Source organism: Subtercola sp. RTI3 (genome assembly GCF_035018625.1).
Taxonomy (GTDB): Bacteria; Actinomycetota; Actinomycetes; order Actinomycetales; family Microbacteriaceae; genus Subtercola; species Subtercola vilae.
The window spans coordinates 23,480-43,138 of sequence record NZ_JASJXO010000032.1 but is presented as its reverse complement, the minus strand read 5'-3'; the positions used below and the strand labels follow the sequence as shown (position 1 = coordinate 43,138).

General features: G+C 66.1%; 20 protein-coding genes. 6 read left to right on the top strand and 14 right to left on the bottom strand.

Translation table 11 applies throughout. The features are described from left to right. The 4 genes from QN358_RS12400 to QN358_RS12385 all read right to left on the bottom strand — a co-directional run. On the bottom strand, window positions 1-1,134 hold a 1,134-nt coding region (locus QN358_RS12400), incomplete at its 3' end, for an ATP-binding cassette domain-containing protein (protein WP_323512549.1). Further along, window positions 1,134-2,024 carry an ABC transporter permease gene (locus QN358_RS12395; RefSeq protein WP_136642016.1) on the bottom strand — a complete coding sequence of 297 codons (891 nt, stop codon included), beginning with the start codon at window positions 2,022-2,024 and terminating at the stop codon, window positions 1,134-1,136. The genes QN358_RS12395 and QN358_RS12400, both read right to left, overlap by 1 nt. Next, entirely contained in the window at window positions 2,021-2,977 is a 957-nt protein-coding gene (locus QN358_RS12390) for an ABC transporter permease (protein WP_323512548.1), read from the bottom strand. Before QN358_RS12390 ends, QN358_RS12395 begins: the two co-directional genes overlap by 4 nt. After that, window positions 2,977-4,575, bottom strand: a complete 1,599-nt coding sequence (locus QN358_RS12385) for an ABC transporter substrate-binding protein (protein ID WP_323512547.1) — start codon at window positions 4,573-4,575, stop codon at window positions 2,977-2,979. The genes QN358_RS12390 and QN358_RS12385 overlap by 1 nt, the downstream gene beginning before the upstream one ends. A gap of 165 nt (window positions 4,576-4,740) precedes the next feature. Between QN358_RS12385 and QN358_RS12380 the strand changes: the two genes are divergently transcribed. Then, window positions 4,741-5,613, top strand: a complete 873-nt coding sequence (locus tag QN358_RS12380) for a DMT family transporter (RefSeq protein WP_136642019.1) — start codon at window positions 4,741-4,743, stop codon at window positions 5,611-5,613. A 43-nt stretch (window positions 5,614-5,656) separates the two neighbouring features. Next, a complete protein-coding gene (locus tag QN358_RS12375; RefSeq protein ID WP_136642020.1) occupies window positions 5,657-6,136 on the top strand; it encodes a hypothetical protein in 480 nt (159 codons plus the stop codon). Between the two features lie 71 nt (window positions 6,137-6,207). Here QN358_RS12375 and QN358_RS12370 read toward each other — a convergent pair whose 3' ends face one another. Further along, window positions 6,208-7,944 carry a cation:proton antiporter gene (locus QN358_RS12370; protein WP_136642021.1) on the bottom strand — a complete coding sequence of 579 codons (1,737 nt, stop codon included), beginning with the start codon at window positions 7,942-7,944 and terminating at the stop codon, window positions 6,208-6,210. Window positions 7,945-7,995: 51 nt separating this feature from the next. Here QN358_RS12370 and QN358_RS12365 point away from each other — a divergent pair, with 51 nt between their 5' ends. After that, window positions 7,996-8,973, top strand: coding sequence for an aldo/keto reductase (locus QN358_RS12365; RefSeq protein ID WP_323512546.1), 978 nt, complete (start codon window positions 7,996-7,998; stop codon window positions 8,971-8,973). 23 nt (window positions 8,974-8,996) lie between these two features. Here QN358_RS12365 and QN358_RS18875 read toward each other — a convergent pair whose 3' ends face one another. Next, window positions 8,997-9,494, bottom strand: a complete 498-nt coding sequence (locus QN358_RS18875) for a Sec-independent protein translocase TatB (RefSeq protein ID WP_416351990.1) — start codon at window positions 9,492-9,494, stop codon at window positions 8,997-8,999. A 92-nt stretch (window positions 9,495-9,586) separates the two neighbouring features. Between QN358_RS18875 and QN358_RS12355 the strand changes: the two genes are divergently transcribed. Then, window positions 9,587-10,216, top strand: coding sequence for an O-methyltransferase (locus tag QN358_RS12355; RefSeq protein ID WP_136642023.1), 630 nt, complete (start codon window positions 9,587-9,589; stop codon window positions 10,214-10,216). A 64-nt stretch (window positions 10,217-10,280) separates the two neighbouring features. Here QN358_RS12355 and QN358_RS12350 read toward each other — a convergent pair whose 3' ends face one another. The 3 genes from QN358_RS12350 to dapE form a co-directional block, all read right to left on the bottom strand. Continuing rightward, the gene (locus QN358_RS12350) at window positions 10,281-10,454 is read right to left on the bottom strand and encodes a DUF3117 domain-containing protein (RefSeq protein WP_136642024.1); all 174 of its coding nucleotides are present in this window, start codon (window positions 10,452-10,454) and stop codon (window positions 10,281-10,283) included. 91 nt (window positions 10,455-10,545) lie between these two features. Then, the gene (locus QN358_RS12345) at window positions 10,546-11,790 is read right to left on the bottom strand and encodes a hypothetical protein (RefSeq protein ID WP_237280342.1); all 1,245 of its coding nucleotides are present in this window, start codon (window positions 11,788-11,790) and stop codon (window positions 10,546-10,548) included. 4 nt (window positions 11,791-11,794) lie between these two features. Beyond that, complete coding sequence (dapE, locus tag QN358_RS12340) at window positions 11,795-12,892, bottom strand: succinyl-diaminopimelate desuccinylase (RefSeq protein ID WP_136642025.1); 1,098 nt, start codon at window positions 12,890-12,892, stop codon at window positions 11,795-11,797. Between the two features lie 54 nt (window positions 12,893-12,946). Between dapE and dapD the strand changes: the two genes are divergently transcribed. Further along, window positions 12,947-13,894: a 2,3,4,5-tetrahydropyridine-2,6-dicarboxylate N-succinyltransferase gene (gene dapD / locus QN358_RS12335; protein ID WP_136642026.1), complete on the top strand. Its 948-nt coding sequence runs from the start codon at window positions 12,947-12,949 to the stop codon at window positions 13,892-13,894. 107 nt (window positions 13,895-14,001) lie between these two features. Here dapD and QN358_RS12330 read toward each other — a convergent pair whose 3' ends face one another. From QN358_RS12330 to QN358_RS12315, 4 genes are all read right to left on the bottom strand, one after another. Then, on the bottom strand, window positions 14,002-15,294 hold the full coding sequence (locus QN358_RS12330; RefSeq protein WP_136642059.1) for a citrate synthase: 1,293 nt from the start codon (window positions 15,292-15,294) through the stop codon (window positions 14,002-14,004). Between the two features lie 71 nt (window positions 15,295-15,365). Beyond that, entirely contained in the window at window positions 15,366-16,484 is a 1,119-nt protein-coding gene (gene dapC, locus QN358_RS12325; protein WP_136642027.1) for a succinyldiaminopimelate transaminase, read from the bottom strand. Next, window positions 16,481-16,807, bottom strand: a complete 327-nt coding sequence (gene fdxA, locus QN358_RS12320; RefSeq protein ID WP_136642028.1) for a ferredoxin — start codon at window positions 16,805-16,807, stop codon at window positions 16,481-16,483. The genes dapC and fdxA overlap by 4 nt, the downstream gene beginning before the upstream one ends. A 34-nt stretch (window positions 16,808-16,841) precedes the next feature. After that, entirely contained in the window at window positions 16,842-17,258 is a 417-nt protein-coding gene (locus QN358_RS12315) for a hypothetical protein (RefSeq protein WP_136642029.1), read from the bottom strand. Window positions 17,259-17,383: 125 nt separating this feature from the next. Between QN358_RS12315 and QN358_RS12310 the strand changes: the two genes are divergently transcribed. Continuing rightward, the gene (locus tag QN358_RS12310; RefSeq protein WP_161580401.1) at window positions 17,384-18,277 is read left to right on the top strand and encodes an EfeM/EfeO family lipoprotein; all 894 of its coding nucleotides are present in this window, start codon (window positions 17,384-17,386) and stop codon (window positions 18,275-18,277) included. A gap of 82 nt (window positions 18,278-18,359) precedes the next feature. On the opposite strand, the gene efeB is transcribed toward QN358_RS12310, so the two are convergent. Continuing rightward, window positions 18,360-19,658, bottom strand: coding sequence for an iron uptake transporter deferrochelatase/peroxidase subunit (efeB, locus tag QN358_RS12305; protein WP_136642031.1), 1,299 nt, complete (start codon window positions 19,656-19,658; stop codon window positions 18,360-18,362). Window position 19,659: the final 1 nt, after the last annotated feature.

The following is a 19,659-nucleotide window of genomic DNA, read 5'->3' as shown; positions in this document are numbered from 1 at the left end:
AGATGTGTATAAGAGACAGCCCGCGAGCGTGATGCTCCCCGCCGCCGGCCGCTGCAACCCCGCGATGGTCGTCGCTATCGTCGACTTGCCAGAGCCAGACTCCCCCACCAGCGCGACGATCTCGCCCGCGGCGACATCGAAACTCACACCCTGCACCGTGGGCCCCGTTCCGGCCACAGGCCGCCGCCGGTAGTCGACCGACAGGTCGCGAACCGACAGCACCACGGGCGCATCCACCGGAGCGACGCGCAGCGTGACCTCGTCGCTCTGCACCCACTCGGCATCAGCATCGAGCGCCTGGTGGTCGAGGCTCGGCGGAATACCCGGTCGATCGATGCGCGGCACACTCGCGATGAGCCCTCGGGTGTAGGGATGCCCGGGCGAGCCCAGCACCTGTCGAACCCCACCGAACTCCACGATCTCTCCCATACGCAGCACCGCCACGTCGGAGCACATCTTGTCGATGACTCCGAGGTCGTGGCTCACGATCACCATCGACATGCTGCGGGAGCGCTGCAGGTCGAGCAACAGGTCGAGAATTGCCGCCTGGGTCACCACATCGAGGCCGGTGGTGGGTTCATCCAGTACCAGCACGGTCGGGTCGGAGGCGAGCGCGATGGCAATACCGATGCGCTGCTGCTGGCCGCCCGAGAACTGGTGCGGGTACCGGTCGAGCGCCGCCCGCGGGTTCGGCAGCCGAACGAGCCGCAGCAGTTCTTCTGCACGCTCGCGCTGGGCCCGCTTGTCGCCGCGGAGCCCGTGCAGCGACTCGGCGATCTGCTCACGGATCTTCATGGTGGGCGTGAGAGCATTGCCCGCATTCTGCGGCACCATCGCCACCTCATTGATGCGAAAACGGCGAAGCTCTGCCGAGCCGAGTGCGAAGACGTCGTTGCCGGCCACGCTCACAGTTCCGCCGGAGATAAACGACGTCGAACGCAGCGACCCGAGCAGCGCGCCAGCGAGGGTCGACTTGCCCGAACCCGATTCGCCGACGAGGCCGAGAACGCGGCCCCGCTCGAGCGACACAGACACGTTCTTCAGTACGTCGACCTGCCGGGCGTTCGCCCCGCTGCCGGTGCGATACGACACGGTGAGGTCGTCGACCCCGACAACCTGCTCTGTGGTGTTCATCAGCCGAGTACCTCTTTCATGCGGTCGATGCCGAAGCTCTTGGCGAGCCCGTCTGCGGCCAGGTTGAGCCCCACGATCAGGGTGGCGAGGGCCACGATCGGCGCCACCGTCGACAGGGGTGCGATGGCCATCAGGTTGCGGTTCTCCGCCACCATGAGGCCCCAATCGGGGGTGGGTGGGTTGGCGCCGAAGCCGAGGAACGAGAGCGAGCTGATGAGCAGCACGATCCACGAGGCTCGCATGGCGAATTCGACCAGAATCACGTCGAGCACGTTCGGGAACACCTCGCGCAGCAGAATCGAGAACATGCCCTCACCGCGGGCGCGGGCGGCCGTGATGAAGTCTTTGCTGAGCACATCGAGAATGGCGGCGCGAACCACGCGGGTCACACCCCCGGTGTAGACCACGACGGCGGCGAACACGATGACCCACTGGCCGCTGCCGAACACGGTGACGATCACCAGCAGCGACAGAATGGCGGGAATAGCGAGAATCGAGTCGAGCACCCGCGTGATGACCTCGTCGACGATGCCGCCTCGAAAGGCTGCGATGCCCGCGATGAGCGAACCGAGGGCCACCGTGATGACGGTCGCGGCGAAACTCACCGTGAGCGCGTACTGACCGCCGTAGAGCGTACGGGTCAGAATGTCGCGCCCGAGCGCATCGGCGCCGAGCAGGTGAGCACCCGACGGGTCGGCCAGCGCCGACATCGCGTCGTTGGTCGTGGGGTTGTACGGCGTCAGCACCGGCGCGAAGATCGCCAGAATGATCTGCAGAATCACCAGGCCGAAGCCCACCGTGGCGCTCTTCGACGAGAGAATCGAGCGCACTACCCGGCGAGCGGATGCCCGATTCTGTGTGAATCTGCTCGAAACTGTCACGGCGGTCATCGTGCGCTCCTTGAGTGCCTGAGGCGCGGGTTCAGCGCAATCGAAATGAGGTCGGCGAGCAGGTTGCACACCACGAACACCACCGCACTCAGAACGGTGATGAGAAGAATGACCGGCAGGTCGCGGGTCTGCACCGACTGGATCATGAGCGTGCCGATGCCCGGGTAGTTGAAGATGCTCTCGACCACCACCACACCGCCCACGAGCCACGCCACGTTCATCGCGATCACGTTGAGGGTGGGCAGCATGGCGCTCGGCAGGATGTGCTTGAACACGATGCGGCCGAGCGAGTTGCCCTTCAGCACCGCGGTGCGCACGAACTCGCTGTCGGAGACGTCGATGACCGAGGTTCGCATCATGCGGATGATGTAGGCGCTCAGCACGAAGATGAGGGCCACCGCCGGCAGCGTCACCGAGGGCAGAAGCTCAGCAATTGTCGCGTTCTGGCCGGCCACCACCACCGCGGGGAAGAACGGAATAGTGATGGAGAACAGCAGCACGAGAACCGTCGCCACCACGAACTCTGGCACGCTCATGCCCACCAGGGCGATGGTCGAGATGGCAACGTCTGGCCACTTGTCGCGCAGCAGCCCGGCCACCATTCCGAGCACGAGGGCGAGGGTGATGCCCACCACGATGGTGATCACGGCGAGCAGCGAGGTGTTGACGAGCGCGCGGCCCACCTCGGCTCCCACGCTCTGGTGCGAGACCAGCGACGTGCCGAAGTCGCCGTGCAGGGCACCGCCCAGCCATGAGAAGAAGCGGGCGATGGCCGGTTGGTCGAGGCCCAGCTGGCTGCGGAGGGTGGCCACGGCATCCGGAGTCGCATTCTGACCGAGGATCTGGGTCGCTGCATCGCCAGGCAGCAGTTGGATCGCAGTGAACACCAGCACCGTTGCGAGCAGCACGGTGACCACAGAAAGCGCAACGCGCCTGGCGATGAGCAGTGTCATCAGACGGCCTCGAAACCGATCTTTAGGTAGTCGAACTCGAAGCCGTGCTCGTCGTAGTTGACGATCTTCTTGCTCAGGCCCACGAGACGGTCGGAGAAGAACGGGGTGAGCGAGCCACCGTCGTCGATCAGAATCTTCTGAGCGTCTTGGTAGAGCGTCTTTCGTTTGGCGTCGTCGACCGTGGCACGGGCCGCGTCGAGCGTCTGGTCGAACGTGGGGTTCGAGTAGGCGGTCTCGTTGTACGAGGAGCCCGAGCGGAAGATCTGGTTCAGAAGCTGGTCGATGGGCCGCCCGGTGTACCAGTAGGTGGTCATCAGCGGCTTCTTCATCCACACATCGGTGTAGTACGAGTCGGCCGAGGCGTTCACCACGTTGAGCGTGATGTTCGACGGCGCCATCGAGCCCTTGAGGGCGAGGGCGAGCGGGGTGAGTACCGGGTCGTACGTCGAGGTGTAGATGTCGCTGGTGAACGAATCCATGCCGGCCTGCTTCAGCAGCGACTTCGACTTGTCGGGGTCGTAGTCGAGCCCGTAGTCGAGGTAATACGCCTCGGTCGGCGGCACCGGGTTGTTCTTGGCCACAGTTCCGTAGTTCTGAACCGAGAGTTGCAGCACCTCGGTGGGGTTGTACGCGTGGGCGAGGGCCTGGCGCACGAGCGGGTTCGAGAACTCGGCGCTCGAGTTGAGCATAGGCACCGGGTACCACTGGGCGTTCTTGATGGTCGACACGGTGACGGTCGTCGACGCGGTGACGAGCTTGGCCGAGGCGAAGTCGAGGTTCGTCTGGGCGATGAAGTCGACCTGGCCGGCGAGCAGCGCGTTCACGCGGGCCTGGGTGTCGGCGATCGATGAGAACTCGATGCTGTCGAGCATCGGCTTGTCTCCGAAGTAGCTCTCATTGCGGGCCACAGCGCCGGGGCCGGCTGCCGTGAAGCTCGTGAGCGAGAACGGGCCGGTGCCGATGCCGCTGGCACCGATGGTCGCGGCCGAGCCGGCGGGGATGATGTAGCAGTTGTACCCCGCGAGCAGGCTGGCGAACTCCGCGTTCGGTGAGCTGAGCGCGAAGACCACGGTGGTTGCGGTGGGCGCGCTGATCGAGCTGCCCGTGAGAAACGGGCTGAGCACGCCGGCCTGGGGTGAGGCGGTCGCCGGGTCGAGAATGTGCTGCATCGTGTAGACGACATCCGCAGAGGTGAAGGGCTTGCCGTCGTGCCAGGAGACATCGCTTCGCAGTGTGAAGGTCCAGGTCATGGCGTCGGGGGTCTGCTGCCACGAGGCGGCGAGGTCGGGCAGCAGGCTGCCGGAGGTCGAGAGCTTCACCAGGCGGTTGTACAGAGCGCCGAGGTACTCGTAGGCCGAGAGCGAGCTGGCCGGGTCGAGGGTCTCGGCCTTGGATGCCGGTGGCCGAGCAATGCGCAGAATGCCGCCCTTGGCAGCCGTACCCGTGCGCGGAGCCCCGATGGCGTTCGTGGTGGCGCCCCCGCCGCCGGTGCTGCAGCCGGCCAGTAGCGTAGGAACAATAACGCCGAGAGCCGCACCGAAGATGACGTTCCTCCGGCTCAGCTGGTGGCCCTTCACGGTGTCGAGTAGACGATCCATCGAGTTGTCACATCCTTTGAGTTATTTGGTTTGGCGCAATACTATTTGTTCTAGCGTACGAATAGCTCGCTTTTAATAACAATTCAATCGGCAGAATTTACAGGCCGGAAACACACCGTTACGGAGAACCGATTGAGGAGCTGGCTGCTCAGACCCGATGTACTGATGGTGGTCACATCGGCGCCGACCTACGTGGCTACAAGACAGGCCCTCACCGGTTTGTCACCGCAAGACCTCACGGCGGTGCGATTTCTGGGCGCCGCCGTCGTACTCGGCATCTTTCTGCTCGTGAGGCGGCAGAGCCTTCGCCTGCGCACCCGGCACCTGCCCCGCATGATCGCAACAGCCCTGCTCGGCTACGCCGGCTACGGGTTGCTGCTGAACGTCGGGCAGACCACCGTGCCCGCCGGAACGACGAGCCTACTGCTGAACATCTCGCCCGTTTTTGCGTTCTTCCTGGGCTTCGTGGTGCTGAAAGAACGAACCTCCCTGCTCGGCTACACCGGCATCGTGGTGGCCGTGATCGGCGTCGTCATCATCACACTGGGTGGCTCATCAGCCGTCGGCTTCAACATGAGCGCTCTCTACATCGTCGCCGCCGCGCTCGTGCTCGCAGTCTTCCTCATCGTGCAGCAGCCACTCCTTCGCGAGTTGCCGGCCGTCGAAGTGGTCTTCTGGGGCAGCGCCCTCGGTGGTCTCGCCACCCTGCCGGCCACCGACTTCGCGGGCGGCGTCAACCAGAGCCAGCTCGGCGTGGGCTTCTGGTTCGCCCTTCTCGTGCTGATCGTCGTCAGCACGTGCCTGGCATACGGGTTCTGGAACGTCTCACTCGCCCGCACCAGCGTCGCGCAAGGCGGTTCGCTGCTCTACGTCGTACCCGTGTTCTCACTTCTGCTCGGCTGGTGGTTGTTCGGCGAAGTGCCGAGCATCGCCGCCTGGATCGGCGGGGTGCTCGCGCTGGCCGGTGTGGTAGTGCTGTCGATTGCACGGCCGAGGGTGCGCTCCAGCGCGCTCCCGGCCGTGCAGGTGGTGCCGTGAATGCTGCCGCGCGCGGGCTGCATGGTGCCATGAAAGCGCTGCTGTGACCGGGCCCGAGGTACACGAGGAGAACGTGCGGGTCGAGCTGAGCGCTGCCGCAGAACGGATGCTCGCGGGGGTGTGTGGAGCGGCCATCCGGAGCCTCGGGGCAACCCTCGTGACCGTGTCGCTGTGGCGCCCCGAGCAGCACGATCTGGTGCGCATCGCCTCGAACCTGCCCGCGGTGTATCGCGTCGGAGGCATCTCGAGCGGGCTCGGTGCCGATTGGGTGCGCCAGTGCGTCATCGACCAGGTGTCGTTCATCGCCGAAGACGAGGCTGCCGTCACCTCTGACGCCTTCGAGCACCACGATGTACTGGCAGCGCTCAATCTCGGCGCTGCGATCAATGCCGTCATCGCGCGCAACGGGGTCTTCTACGGCTGCCTGAACGTGCTCGGCCCGGCGGGCAGCTTCACCGAGGCGCAGCTCATCGAGGCCGACGCACTCGCCGCCCGTCTCATCGACACGCTCGCCGGGTTGTAGAGCGACTTCGGCGTGATGGCCGCCCGCGGCCCGCACGACGGCATTGGCAGCGACAGCGGCAGCGGCAAGCCTCAGTGGCCGCCGCCGCGCGGGCGCAGGCGGGTCTCCTCGAGATCGAGCATGGCCTGCGCCTCAGCGAGGATGCGCGAGGCGTAGTCTCCGCGGCTTCGAATGTCGAGCAGCGCCTGCCGCTCGGCCGCCACCACGGCGAGCCTCAGCTCGCGGTACACCTGGTGAGGGGTGTCGTCGGTGGTACCGGTGAGCTCTTTCGAGCGCTCCCAGGCCGACTCTGTGCGCAGGAACGACGACTGCCGAACACGCTCGATGACGTCAGGGTCGACGGGGGTGGTCTCACCGAGGGCGGCGGCCGGGTCATCCAGAACCGTCAGCCCCTGCCCACTGATCTCGTCGATGAGCCGCGCCAGTTCGCGGCGATCGTCGGCCACATCGATGCCCTGGATGCCCACCAGCCGGATGAGCCACGGCAGCGTTCCACCCTGCACGACGAGCGTCGCCACGGCGACCGTGAAGGCAATGAGAATGAGCTGGTCGCGGTAGGGCGTCTCTTCGGGCAGCGATTGCGCCGCGGCGAGCGTCACCACGCCGCGCATGCCCGACCAGCCGAGCACGACTCCCCCGCGCCAGTCGACGCCTTCACGCCGCAGCTGCTGCAGGTCGGCCCGCTGCCTCGCGTACGTTCGCTCGGCGAAGCGTCGCCGCCGGGCCTGCCGGGGGCCGGTGACCGGCAGAGTTCTGACGTAGTCGAGGGCCAGCCGCCTGTTCAGGGTCTTCTTCTCGGCGTGCTGGGCGCGCCGCTGCAGCCCGAGTACCAGCGGGCCCGACCAGACGAACCGCAGCACAATGAGAGCGACGGTGGCGATCAGGCCGATGCTCACCGACTCCCACACGCCGATGGCCGAGGGGTGCTCGTTGACGTTCTCGATGAGCGTGCGAATCTCGAGCCCGATCAGCAGAAAGACACCGTTCTCGAGAAAGAACTGCACGGTTCGCCAGTTGATGCGGTCGCTGATTCTCGACTGGGCCGAGAAGTGGCTCGGCGCCGCGTGGCCGGTGTAGAGGCCGGCGACGACGACGGCGAGAACTCCGGATGCCCCCAACGCCTCCGCCGGGGCGAACGCGGCAAAAGGCACCACAAACGAAATCGCAGTGTCGAGTACCGGGTCGTTCAGCTTCGACCTGACGAACACCGTGACGAACCCCACCGCCAGCCCGATGACGATGGCGACGACCACCGCGTAGAAGAAGTCGGCCACCCCCGCCCACGGGCTCGCCAGCGCGCCCACGGCGGCGGCCGACGCCGATCGCAGCAGCACGAGGGCTGTTGCGTCGTTGACGAGGCCCTCGCCTTCGAGCACGGTGAGCAGTCGCGGCGGCAGCCCCAGCCGGCGGCCAACCGAGGTGGCAGCCACGGCGTCGGGCGGGCTGATGATGGCGCCGAGCGCGATGGCAGCTGCGAGGTTCAGATCGGGCAGCAGCGTGTACAGCAGAAACCCGGTGCCGAAGGCGGTGATGAGCACGAGCACCACTGACAGGCTGGTGATCGTGCCGAGATTGCGCCGAAAATCGACCACCGGAACCGCGATGGCGGCGGCATAGAGAATCGGCGGCAGCAGCCCGTCGAGCACGTACTCGTGCGGAATCTCGATCTCCGGCACCCCTGGCAAGTACGACAGACCGACGCCCACGACCACCAGAATGATGGGCGCCGCCACCCCGAGACGCTGAGCGAACGCGGCAACGCCAACGATCACCGCGACCCCGACCACGGCGTAGATCCCGAGCTCCATACCCGCCAGACTATCGGCAGGCTTTCGTTTGGGCAGGCATAGGCTGAAAGCATGAAACACATCACACTGGGAACAGACGGCCCCGACGTTTCACGCCTCGGCCTCGGCTGCATGGGAATGAGCGACTACTACACGGGCAGCGGCACTGACGAGGCGGGGTCGATTGCGACCATCCATCGGGCCCTCGAAATCGGCATCACCTTCTTCGACACCGCGGAGATCTACGGCCCGTTCGTCAACGAAGAGCTGGTGGGCCGCGCCCTTGGCAACCGCCGCGGCGAGGTCACTCTTGCCACCAAGTTCGGCTTCGTGCTGCACCGCGGTGACGGCAGCCGCGGGCTCGACGGCAGCCCCGAGAACGCGCGCCTGGCGCTCGAGGGCTCACTGAAGCGGCTCGGCACCGACTACATCGACATCTTCTACCAGCACCGCATGGATCCGAAGGTGCCCATCGAAGAGACCGTCGGCGAGCTGGCGAAGTTCGTCGAAGAGGGCAAGATTCGCTACATCGGCCTGTCGGAGGCCGCGCCGGAGACCATTCGCCGGGCTCACGCCGTGCATCCGGTGACCGCGTTGCAGACCGAGTACTCGCTCTGGAGCCGCGACCCCGAGGCCGAGGTTCTGCCGACCGTACGCGAACTCGGAATCGGGTTCGTGCCCTACTCGCCGCTCGGGCGCGGGTTTCTGACCGGAACGATCCGCTCGGTCGACCAGCTCGACGCGAACGACTTCAGGCGCACGAGCCCGCGATTCGAAGGCGACAACCTCGAAGCGAACATCCGCATCGTCGAACAGGTCGATCTCGTGGCGGCAGAGCTCGGCGCGAAGCCCGGCCAGGTCGCGCTCGCCTGGCTACTGTCGCAGGGCGACGACATCGCACCCATTCCCGGCACGAAGCGTGTGAGTTACCTCGAAGAGAACGCGGCGTCGGATGCCCTCACGCTGACAATCGAACAGCTGGCCACTCTCGACGCCGTCGCTGCCCCCTCGGGCGAGCGTTACGCCGACATGTCGTCGGTGAACCGCTAGCGGCAGGCCGACCGCGAATCAGCTCAGGTCGCCTCGGAGTCGTGCGGGGTGACCTGGGCGGCTTCGGCACGCTCGGTCTTGCTACGGGTGAGGTAGGCCGGTTCGGGCGGAGACAGGTGCGACCCTGTGAAGGGCTGGTCGCCAGCGAGCGGGTCGACAGGCAACTGATTCACCGGCAACTGGCTCGCGATCAGAGGGTCGACCGATGCGGCAGCCGCTGCGGCCGGCGCCATGGGTGCCGTTGTGGGCTTCACCGGCACCGCCTCGGGGTCTTCGAGAAGCGCATCGCGAATGATGCGACGCGGGTCGTACTGCCGGGGGTCGAGCTTCTTCCACTCGATCTCGTCGAAGTCGGGCCCCATCTCCTCTTTCATGCGCGTCTTCGCACCATTGGTGAAATCACGCAACTGGCGCACGAACTTCGCGAGCACCGAGGCATAGTGGGGCAGGCGCTCTGGGCCGATCACGAAGGCCGCAATGACGCCGATGATTATCAGCTTCTCAAACGTCAACCCGAACATGCGTAAAGACTACCCTGTGTTGCCAGAGATACTGCGAGCCTTCCCTCACCTACCGCTGGCGGTGTCTAAGCTGACCTCCGGAGGCAATACCTGTGTCAAAAGAGACCAACTGGAAGTATGCAGAAGACATCGTCGCTGAGCCGGCGGTGATAGCGCTGGCACGCGCCCACTCCATCGAGTTGGGGGTCGAAGCAGTGTCTCCCGGCATCGGTGCGCAGCTTGCAGTCATTGCCGCGGCGACGGCCGCGAAGTCGATCATCGAGGTTGGCACCGGAGTGGGGGTTTCGGGGCTCTGGCTGCTCGCCGGCGCACCCCTGGCCACCTTCACCTCGATCGACACCGAGGTCGACCGGCAGCAATCGGCCCGCGCCGCGTTCATCAGCCAGGGCGCAGCGGCCAACCGTGTTCGCCTGATCACCGGCCGTGCCAACGACGTGCTCCCGCGCATGAACGAGGGCTCGTACGACCTGGTTCTGATCGACGCCGACCCCGAGTCGGTGATCGAGTACGTCGAGCACGGCCTGCGCCTCGCCCGTGTCGGGGGCACCGTACTCGTGCCGCACGCACTCTGGCGCGACCGCGTGGCAGACCCGGTGCAGCGCGACGACACCGTGGCAGACTTCCGCTCCCTCATCAGCGAGATCACCCAGTCGAGTGCCGTCATCACGGCACTCTCGCCCATTGGCGACGGGCTGCTCCAGATCACGAAACTCCTCGGCTGACTTTCTGCGCCGAGACGAACGAATGCCCCGGGCCGCGGCCCGGGGCATTCGTCATCTGTAGAGGTCAGGCAGCGGTGACAACGCCGGCGAGGGCGTCGTGCAGTTCTTTAGCCTCGGCGTCGTTGACAGAGACCACAAGCCTTCCGCCTCCTTCAAGAGGAACGCGCACGATGATGAGGCGCCCTTCTTTAACAGCCTCCATCGGGCCGTCTCCGGTCCTGGGTTTCATGGCGGCCATGCGGCATCCCCTTTCGTGGTGTCGTACATCTATTATCGTTCATGAGCGGCCCGGGAGAAAACTCCGCCCGCCAGAGGCGTAACACCGGGCATCACGGCGGGGTCCAGTCGGCGCCGTCGACGCCCCAGCAGAGCAGCAGCCAGCCCCACTGCGCGGCGAGGAACAGCAGAACGACGAGAACTCGGTAGATGCGCGACTTCGGCAGAGCGATGACACCGAGCAGCGGGAAGAGGGGCATCAGCAGCCGAAAGACGCTCGATTGAGGAAAGAAAACGGCCAACAGGTACAGTGCGTACGCGATCACCCAGAACCGTAGATCGAGCGAGATGCGCCGCACACCCTTGGTGAGCATGAACAGCGCGAAGGCGACGACGAGCAGCACCACCACCACGGCACCCGCCGGTGCGCCCAGCCACCAGTTGCCGCCCTGGATCCACGATGTGAATGGCACGAGGTGCGAATACCCGATGTACGACGCGCGCCACGCGAGTTCGGTCTCGGTGTAGGCGGAGAAGTACCCCGTTCCGATCCACGCGATGATGCTCCACGCCAACCCCATGACGCCGCTGAAGACCGTTGCCGCGACGGCGAGAACCCGCTGGCCGGTGGGGAACGGATCGCGCTCCCGCACCCACCAGCGATGAGCGATGTGGATGGCGAGAAAAAGAGCGAATGCCAGCCCACTGGGCCGCGTCAGCGACATCACGAGGATGATCGGAAACAGCAGCACGTACCGCCGGGTGACCACGAAGTAGAGCCCGAGCATGAGCAGGAAGGTGTACATCGACTCGGCGTAGGCCACCTGAAACAACGGAGACACCGGCGAGATGCAGAACAACAGCACAGCGAACAGCGTCGTACCGGCCGGCAGCGTGAGCCGCATCAGCTTGTAGAACACCAGTGTCGCACCGAGGCCGAACACGAATGAGATCGCGACGGAGGTGTACTCCCACGGCACGCTGGTGACCTCGGTGACCCCGCGCACCAGAAACGGGTAGCCGGGCAGGAACGCCCAGGCGTTCTGGCTCACATGCCCCGACGTGCTGAGGGGCAGTTGGCCGGGGTAGCCCCAGTAGGCGATGATCTTGTACCAGGTGCCGTCCCAGATCGAGGCGTAGTCCCAGTACGAGGGGCTCGCCCCCGTCCATGGGTTCTTACCCTGCACGCTCGCCAGCGCGAGCAGCATCACGGTGGTGACCACCCGCGCCGCGAGATACACGAGCGTGACGGTGAGCCACCAGGGGCTGCTGAACCGCCGGCTCCGGATGCCCGGCCCCCGGTCATCCGGAGCCGGCGTCTCTGCTGGCAGAGCCCTGTCGTCGAGCGCCTGGGTCATCTGCCTACTCTTTCGAGAGCCACAGGCGAAGCGCCCGCTCGCAGTCGATGATCTGCGAGGTGAGCACCCGCTCGTCGTCGGCGTGCGCCTTGAGGGGGTCGCCGGGGCCGAAGTTCACCGCGGGGGTGCCGAGGGCCGAGAAGCGGGCCACGTCGGTCCAGCCGTACTTGGGTTTGGCCTCGCCGCCGACGGCCGCGAGAAACTGCTGGGCCAGAGGCGCGTCGAGCCCGGGGCGGGCACCCTCGGCGAGGTCGACAACCGTTATCTCGTACTCGCCGAACAGTTCATGCATGTGCGCGATCGCCTCGTCGGCCGAGCGGCTGGGCGCGAAACGGTAGTTGATGTGCACCATGGCCTCGTCAGGAATCACGTTGCCGGCGACGCCGCCCGAGATGCCCACGGCATTCAGACCCTCGCGGTAGACCAGCCCGTCGACCTCGACCTCACGCGCTCGATAGGCCGCAAGCGTGTCGAGAATGGGCGCGATGCGATGGATGGCATTCGTGCCGACCCACCCGCGTGCCGAGTGCGAGCGCAGGCCGAACGCGCGCACCTCGATGCGGAGGTTGCCGTTGCAGCCGCCCTCGATCTGACTGTTGCTCGGCTCGCCCAGAATGGCGAAGTCGCCCTCGAACAGGTCGGGGCGGTTCGCTGCCAGTCGACCGAGGCCGTTCAACGCTGCAGACACCTCTTCGTGGTCGTACCACATCCAGGTGATGTCGACCGTGGGCTCGGTGAGCTCGGCGGCGAGCTTCAGCTGCACGGCGACACCCGCCTTCATGTCGACCGTGCCGCGGCCCCAGAGGTACTCGAGCCCGTCGATGGTCTCGAAGCGGGTGGGCAGGTTGTCGTTCAGCGGAACCGTGTCGATGTGCCCGGCGATCACCACGCGCTGCGATCGCCCGAGGTTCGTACGGGCCACGATCGTGTCGCCGTCACGGATGATCTCGAGGTGCCCGAACCCGGCGAGGGCGGCCTCGATGGCGTCGGCCAGCGGCTTCTCGTCGCCCGACACCGACTCGAAATCGCAGATCTGGCGAGTGAGTTCGACCGACGAGGCGGCAAGGTCGAGCACGTTCTGGGCGCGGGGGTCGGTCAGCATTGCTCAAGTTTATGGTGGCCGAACCGAACCCCAGCACTGAACTACCCTTGAATCATGAGTAATGCATGGGGCTACGGCCTCGCCACGATCGCCGGCAACGGAACAGTTCTCGACACGTGGTTCGCCGCGCCCCGCCTCGGCCGGCTCTCGGAGGAGACCGAACCGTGGGTGATTCCCGCCGAACTCGAAGAGGCGGCCGGGGCCGATGAGCGCCGCAACGTGCGGCTCGAAGTGGTGACGGTCGAGATCGACCTCGCCGCGGCGCCGCTGACGACCAGCGATGCGTACCTGCGCCTGCACCTGCTCTCGCACCTGCTCGTGAAGCCCAACACCCTCAACCTCGACGGCATCTTCGCTCACCTGCCCATCGTGGTGTGGACCAACGCCGGGCCGGTGCTGCCCGCCGACTTCGACCGCCTGAGGCTGTCGCTGCAGCGCCACGGAATCGCCGCGCACGGCATCGACAAGTTCCCGCGCCTGCTCGACTATGTGAGCCCCGACCGTGTACGCATCGCCGATGCGTCGCGGGTTCGGCTCGGCGCGTACCTCGCGCCCGGCACCACGGTCATGCACGAGGGTTTCGTGAACTTCAACGCCGGCACGCTCGGCACGTCGATGGTCGAGGGTCGCGTATCACAGGGGGTCGTCGTCGGTGACGGGTCGGATGTGGGCGGTGGGGCATCCATCATGGGCACCCTCTCGGGCGGCGGCACGCAGCGGGTATCGATCGGCGAGCGCGCCTTGCTCGGCGCGAACTCGGGCATCGGTATCTCGATCGGTGATGACTCGGTCGTCGAGGCCGGTCTCTATGTGACGGCGGGCACGAAGGTCGTCGTCGTGGGCTCAGCGCCCCGGGCCGACGGATCGGCGCAGACCGTCAAGGCCGTCGAGCTGTCGGGCGTGCCCAACCTGCTGTTTCGGCGCAACTCGCTCTCGGGCGCGGTCGAAGTGCTCTCGCGCGCCGGCTCTGGTGTCACGCTGAACACCGTTCTGCACGCCTGACCCGCTGCGCGCCCCGCCTGACCCGCTGCGCGCCCCGCCTGACCCGCTGCGCGCGCCGCCTCCCCGCTGCGCCCCCGCCTCCCCCGCTCGCCGCGGCCAAGGTGGTGTCAGCGCGTCGGGAAGTCGCGCATGGGGCTGCCCAGGTAGAGCTGCTGGGGGCGCCCGATCTTGGTGGCCGGGTCGGTCTGCATCTCACGCCAGTGCGCGATCCAGCCGGGAAGCCGGCCGATGGCGAACAGCACGGTGAACATGCGGGTGGGAAAACCCATCGCCTTGTAGATGACACCCGTGTAGAAATCGACGTTCGGGTACAGCCGGCGCGAGATGAAGTAGTCGTCGGCCAGCGCGATGGCTTCGAGTTCTTTGGCGATGTCGAGCAGGTCGTCTTTGACGCCGAGCGCCGCGAGAACCTCGTCGGCCGCCTCTTTGACGAGCTTCGCCCGCGGGTCGTAGTTCTTGTAGACGCGGTGGCCGAAGCCCATCAGGCGAACACCCGCCTCTTTGTTCTTGACGCGCTCGACGAACTTCTCGACGCCTTCGCCGGAGTCGCGAATCTGCGCGAGCATGGTGAGAACGGCCTCGTTCGCGCCGCCGTGCAGCGGGCCGTAGAGCGCGTTGATGCCGGCCGAGATCGAGGCGAACATGTTTGCCTCGGTCGAGCCCACGAGGCGAACCGTCGAGGTCGACGCGTTCTGCTCGTGGTCTTCGTGCAGAATGAGCAGCCGCTCGAGCGCCTTCGACAGCACCGGGTTGATGACGTACGGCTCGGCCATGGTGCCGAAGTTCAGCCGCAGAAAGTTGTCGATGAAGCTCAGGCTGTTGTCGGGGTACAGAAACGCCTGGCCCAGGCTCTTCTTGTGCGCATACGCTGCCATCACCGGCAGCTTCGCCAGCAGGCGAATCGTCGAGATCTCGACGTGCTCGGGGTTACGCGGGTCGAGCGAGTCTTGGTAGTACGTCGACAGGGCTGAGATGCCTGCCGAGAGCACCGACATGGGGTGGGCGTCGTGCGGCAGCGCATCGAAGAAGCTCTTCAGGTCTTCGTGCAGCAGCGTGTGGTGCCGGATGCGCGTGTCGAAGTCTTCGAGCTCCGTCGGTGTCGGCAGTTCGCCGTAGATCAGAAGCCAGGCGGTCTCGAGGTATGTCGACTTCTCGGCGATCTGATCGATGGGGTACCCGCGGTAGCGCAGAATTCCCTTGTCGCCGTCGATGTAGGTGATGTTCGAGCGGGTCGCCGACGTGTTCACGAAGCCGTAGTCGAGCGTTGTCAGCCCCGTCTGCCGTGTGAGGGTGGAGATGTCGATCGACGATGCCCCGTCGACACTCGTCAGAATGGGGAACTGCGCCGTTCCGCCCGGGAAGTGCAGGGTTGCAGTGTTCGGTTCAGCACTGGCGGTCACGTTCGCCTCAGCAGCTGTCGCCTCGTTCAAATCGCCCACAGCGCCTCCTTGAGATATATGGGATTGCACACTCAGCCTAAAGGACGCACGGCTCCGAGCCGAACGGCCGCCTCCGCGATGCGCTCGTCTGTCGCTGTGAGTGAGAAGCGTACGTGCTCGGGGTAGTGGCTTCCGTAGAAATGACCCGGACCGGCCACGATACCGAGCTCTGCCAGCTCTGAAATGGTCTGCCAGCCGTCGACACCGGCGGTCGCCCAGAGATAGAGCCCCGCCTCGCTGTGATCGATTCGCAGCCCCCACGCCTCGAGCGCCGCCTTCAGCACGTCGCGGCGTGCGCGGTAGAGCGACTTCTGGCGTGCCACATGCTCGTCGTCGCCGAGGGCGAGCACCATCGCGGTCTGAACCGGTGACGGCGGCATCATTCCGGCGTGTTTGCGCACGGTGAGCAGCCTCGAGATGAGGGCCTCGTCGCCGGCCACGAACGCGGCGCGGTAACCGGCGAGATTTGATTGCTTGCTGAGCGAGTAGGCCGCGAGAATGCCGGTTAGGTCTCCCCCGGTCACGCGCTCGTCGAGCACGCTCGGCACGGGCTCGGTGGCCCACCGGCCATCCCAGCCGAGTTCGGCGTAGCATTCGTCGCTCGCGACGATGGCGCCGAGCTCACGGGCGCGATTGACCGCTGCCCGCAACGCCTCGACATCGAGCACGCGGCCGTCGGGGTTGCCGGGTGAGTTCAACCAGACGAGCTTGGTGTCGGCCGGCCAGAGCGCGGGGTCATCTGCCGCAACCGCCCGGGCTCCCGCCAGCGTGGCTCCCACGGCGTAGGTGGGGTACGCGGCCAGTGGATGCACGACCGCATCTCCCTCGCCGAGACCCAGCATGAACGGCAACCAGGCCACGAGCTCTTTCGACCCGATAGTGGGCAGAACCTGAGCCTCGCTGAGCCCGGCGACCCCGCGACGACGCGCAAACCAGGCCGCGATCGCGCGTTGCAGAGCGGGGGTACCCGCCGTCGCAGGGTAGGAATGGGCATCCGTCGCCGCAGCGAGCGCGCCACGGATGAGCGGCGGCGTGGGGTCGACAGGCGAACCGATCGAGAGGTCGACCAGCCCGCCCGGGTGCTCTGCGGCACGTTCGACGAACGGCACCATCTGATCCCACGGGTAGTCGGGCAGCGGCCCGAGGCTCACGCCGGGGTCACTTGGGGCGGCAGAGCCGAAATGACCGGGTGGTCTTTGGCGATGACGCCGACCTTCGCGGCCCCACCGGGCGAACCGATGTCGGTGAAGAACTCGACGTTGGCCTTGTAGTAGTCGGCCCACTCGGCGGGCAGATCGTCTTCGTAGTAGATGGCCTCGACCGGGCACACCGGCTCACACGCACCGCAGTCGACGCACTCGTCGGGGTGGATGTACAGCGATCGTTCACCCTCGTAGATGCAGTCGACGGGGCATTCGTCGATGCACGCCCGGTCTTTGACATCGACACACGGCAAAGCGATGACATAAGTCACAGTGGTGAAATCCCTTCGAAACGGCACTTTTATTCTAAGCGTCGGCTGAGGTGCGGCGAACCGGCCTCTTCGGCCACGCGAGAATGACGAGCGCCACAATGGTGGGCGCGAAGGTCCACACATAGCCCTGAGGTGTGGCCGGAATGAGCACCGAGCCGCCGCGACTGGGCAGGCTGAGCAGCGACACCATGCCCACGAGACCCACCGCCGCCAGAATGGCGACCGTGCGACTCGGCAGTACCAGACGGAGGCCGAGCAGCAGCAGCGCGCTGGCCAGAACGGCCATGATCACGCCGATGGGAACGTCGAACAGACCGAAGAAACTGAAGCTGGCCTGGTTGACCACCGTGCCGAGCATGGCGAACACCGCACCGAGCAGCAGACCCACGACCCAGCTCGCCACCCGCACGAACCACGACTCGCCCACTGCAGCGGGCTCACTGTACGACATCACGATTGCCTTTCGTTGTTGCGCTTCAATTTAGCGACCCAACCTGAACGCTGTACCGTGTAAACGGCGATGGAGCCGTGTTCTGTAGAGCTTCTGTTTCGAATCGACCACGAGGAACCTGTTTCGTGAAATCCACACCTGGCGCACTGGCTCTGGCCGTCGTCATCATCGCACTCGCTCTCACGGGGTGCGCCCGAAGCACGACCGGCACCACTGGCGCCCAGGCTCAGACCGTGCAGTCGGAGGGGTTCGTCGCCCTGCAGCTGCGCGAGTCGAACAACGACTTCGCGCTCTACGCCCGGCAACAGGCCGAGCAGCTGCAGACCGCCACCGACGAGTTCGCGGCCGCATACTCCTCCGGCAACGATGAGCTCGCGCGATCGCTGTATGCCCCGTCGCGCATGTTCTACAACCGTCTGCTGGCCGTCTCAGATTCGTTCAGCGACCTCACGGCGCGGCTCGACCTGAGGGCATCCGATCTCGCTCCCGGTGCCACCCTCACCGGCTGGCACGCTGTAGAGCAAGACCTGTACCCGCCGGCCGGCACAGTGCCGCTCTCCGCGGCCGCACGGTCGAGCCTCGCCCGCCAGCTCTCTGACGACACGTACGCACTCAACCAGCGCATCATGGCGCTTCGCCCCTCGGTCGACCAGCAGACCACGGGGGCAGCGACGCTGATGCTCACACTCGGCCTGAACGCGGCGAGCGGCACCCAAGACGCGGCCTCGCACACCGATCTGAACGATCTGCAGGGCTACCTCGACGGCGTGCGCGTGGTGTTCGAAGGAATTCGCGACGTTCTGGTCACGCAAGACGCAGCTCTGGCCACCACCCTCGACCACGAGTTCGACGGGGTGCAGGGGTCGCTGAACGCTGAACGCAGCGGCGTTCTGATGAAGACGTTCGACGCCGTCGCACCCGCCGACCGCGCCTCTCTGCAGTCCAAGGTCGCAGCCCTGGCAAGTTCGCTCGCCCAGATCACGCCCACCATGGGCGCGGTCACCGGCGCGTCGCAGTAGCGCACCGCACTGCACTGCACCGCACTGGCGCCGCGCAGTACCGCCCCGCAGTGCCGCACCGCAGTACCGCACGTCGCAGCCGTCAGGCGAACAGCGCCTTGCCGAAGTAGTCGCCGGCCGCACTCAGGCCGGGCGGCACCGCGAACACACCCGATCCGACGTGGCGGATGTACTCGTTCAGCCGGTCGTTGGCGCCCAGCTTCGACTGCAGCTGTGAGAACTGCGCCGGGTCTTTCTGGTACGAGATGAACATGAGCCCGGCATCCAGTCTCCCCACACTGTCGATGCCGTCGGTGAAGTTGTAGCCGCGACGCAGAATCTTGGTGCCGTTGTTGTTCTCGTGCGCTGCCAGTGCGACGTGCGCGTTCACGGGAATGACCGGCGTGCCATCGGCGGCCTTCACCGCGAAGTCGGGCGTGTCGAATTCGCCCGTTCCGCTGAGCGGTGCACCCTCAGCCTTGGTGCGCCCGAAGACCGCGTGCTGGTCGCCGATGCCGTCGGAATCCCACGTCTCGATCAGCATGTGGATCTTGCGGGCAACGAGGTACGAGCCACCGGTCATCCAGCTCTGGTCGCTGTCTGCCCCCACCCACACCTGCTGCGCGAAGTCGTCGTCGCTTGAAATGTTGCGCGTGCCGTCTTTGAAGCCCATCAGGTTGCGCGGCGTGGTCTGGCCGGTGCCTCTGGATGCCCTCCCGAACCCCTGCACCGTCCACCGTGTCGTCGCGGTGGTTCTGGCCATGCGCGCAAGGTTGCGTATCGCGTGGTACGCCACCTGCGGATCGCTGGCACACGCCTGCACACAGATGTCGCCACCCGTGAAGGCTGGTGTCAGGGCATCGCTCGCAAACGCAGGCAGGTCTTTCAGCGCCGCGGGCTTGTACTTCGCCCAGCCGAACCGACCATCGAACATCGACGGCGCGAAGCCAACCGTCACCGTCAGCTGGTTCGCTCCCATGCCGGCGGCTTCGCCCGTGTCACCGGGCACCGCCTGGGCTCGGTCGGGCTCGACCGAGCCCACCGCAAGGCCCTGGGTGTACTGCGCAATGGCGGCAGACCACTTCGCCAGCATCACCTGCAACTCGCTGGCCGAGGTGGTGGTCACGTCGAACACCATGAACACGAGGTGGTCTTGTGGGGGCGTGGCTATGCCGGCCTGGTGCGCCCCGTAGAACGGGTACACCTCGTCGGCAGCTGCGACGGCCGCCGGGCCGGTGCCGCTCGCGGCAGCACCGCTCAGCCCGGTCGCCACCACTCCGGCAGCGGCGCCGGCCGCAGCACTCGAGACGGCGCCCGCGAAGAACGCCCGACGGGAGAACCCGCGAGGCGCCTCTTCGCTCGACCCGTCGTCAGACGTTTCGCCAGAACTGCGTTGTGTCATC

Coding starts and splice junctions, on each gene's coding strand:
- QN358_RS12395 (WP_136642016.1), bottom strand. CDS start 2,024: ATGACCGCCGTGACAGTTTCGAGCAGATTCACACAGAATCGGGCATCC.
- QN358_RS12390 (WP_323512548.1), bottom strand. CDS start 2,977: ATGACACTGCTCATCGCCAGGCGCGTTGCGCTTTCTGTGGTCACCGTG.
- QN358_RS12385 (WP_323512547.1), bottom strand. CDS start 4,575: ATGGATCGTCTACTCGACACCGTGAAGGGCCACCAGCTGAGCCGGAGG.
- QN358_RS12380 (WP_136642019.1), top strand. CDS start 4,741: ATGGTGGTCACATCGGCGCCGACCTACGTGGCTACAAGACAGGCCCTC.
- QN358_RS12370 (WP_136642021.1), bottom strand. CDS start 7,944: ATGGAGCTCGGGATCTACGCCGTGGTCGGGGTCGCGGTGATCGTTGGC.
- QN358_RS12365 (WP_323512546.1), top strand. CDS start 7,996: ATGAAACACATCACACTGGGAACAGACGGCCCCGACGTTTCACGCCTC.
- QN358_RS18875 (WP_416351990.1), bottom strand. CDS start 9,494: ATGTTCGGGTTGACGTTTGAGAAGCTGATAATCATCGGCGTCATTGCG.
- QN358_RS12350 (WP_136642024.1), bottom strand. CDS start 10,454: ATGGCCGCCATGAAACCCAGGACCGGAGACGGCCCGATGGAGGCTGTT.
- QN358_RS12345 (WP_237280342.1), bottom strand. CDS start 11,790: ATGACCCAGGCGCTCGACGACAGGGCTCTGCCAGCAGAGACGCCGGCT.
- dapE (WP_136642025.1), bottom strand. CDS start 12,892: ATGCTGACCGACCCCCGCGCCCAGAACGTGCTCGACCTTGCCGCCTCG.
- dapD (WP_136642026.1), top strand. CDS start 12,947: ATGAGTAATGCATGGGGCTACGGCCTCGCCACGATCGCCGGCAACGGA.
- QN358_RS12315 (WP_136642029.1), bottom strand. CDS start 17,258: ATGTCGTACAGTGAGCCCGCTGCAGTGGGCGAGTCGTGGTTCGTGCGG.
- efeB (WP_136642031.1), bottom strand. CDS start 19,658: ATGACACAACGCAGTTCTGGCGAAACGTCTGACGACGGGTCGAGCGAA.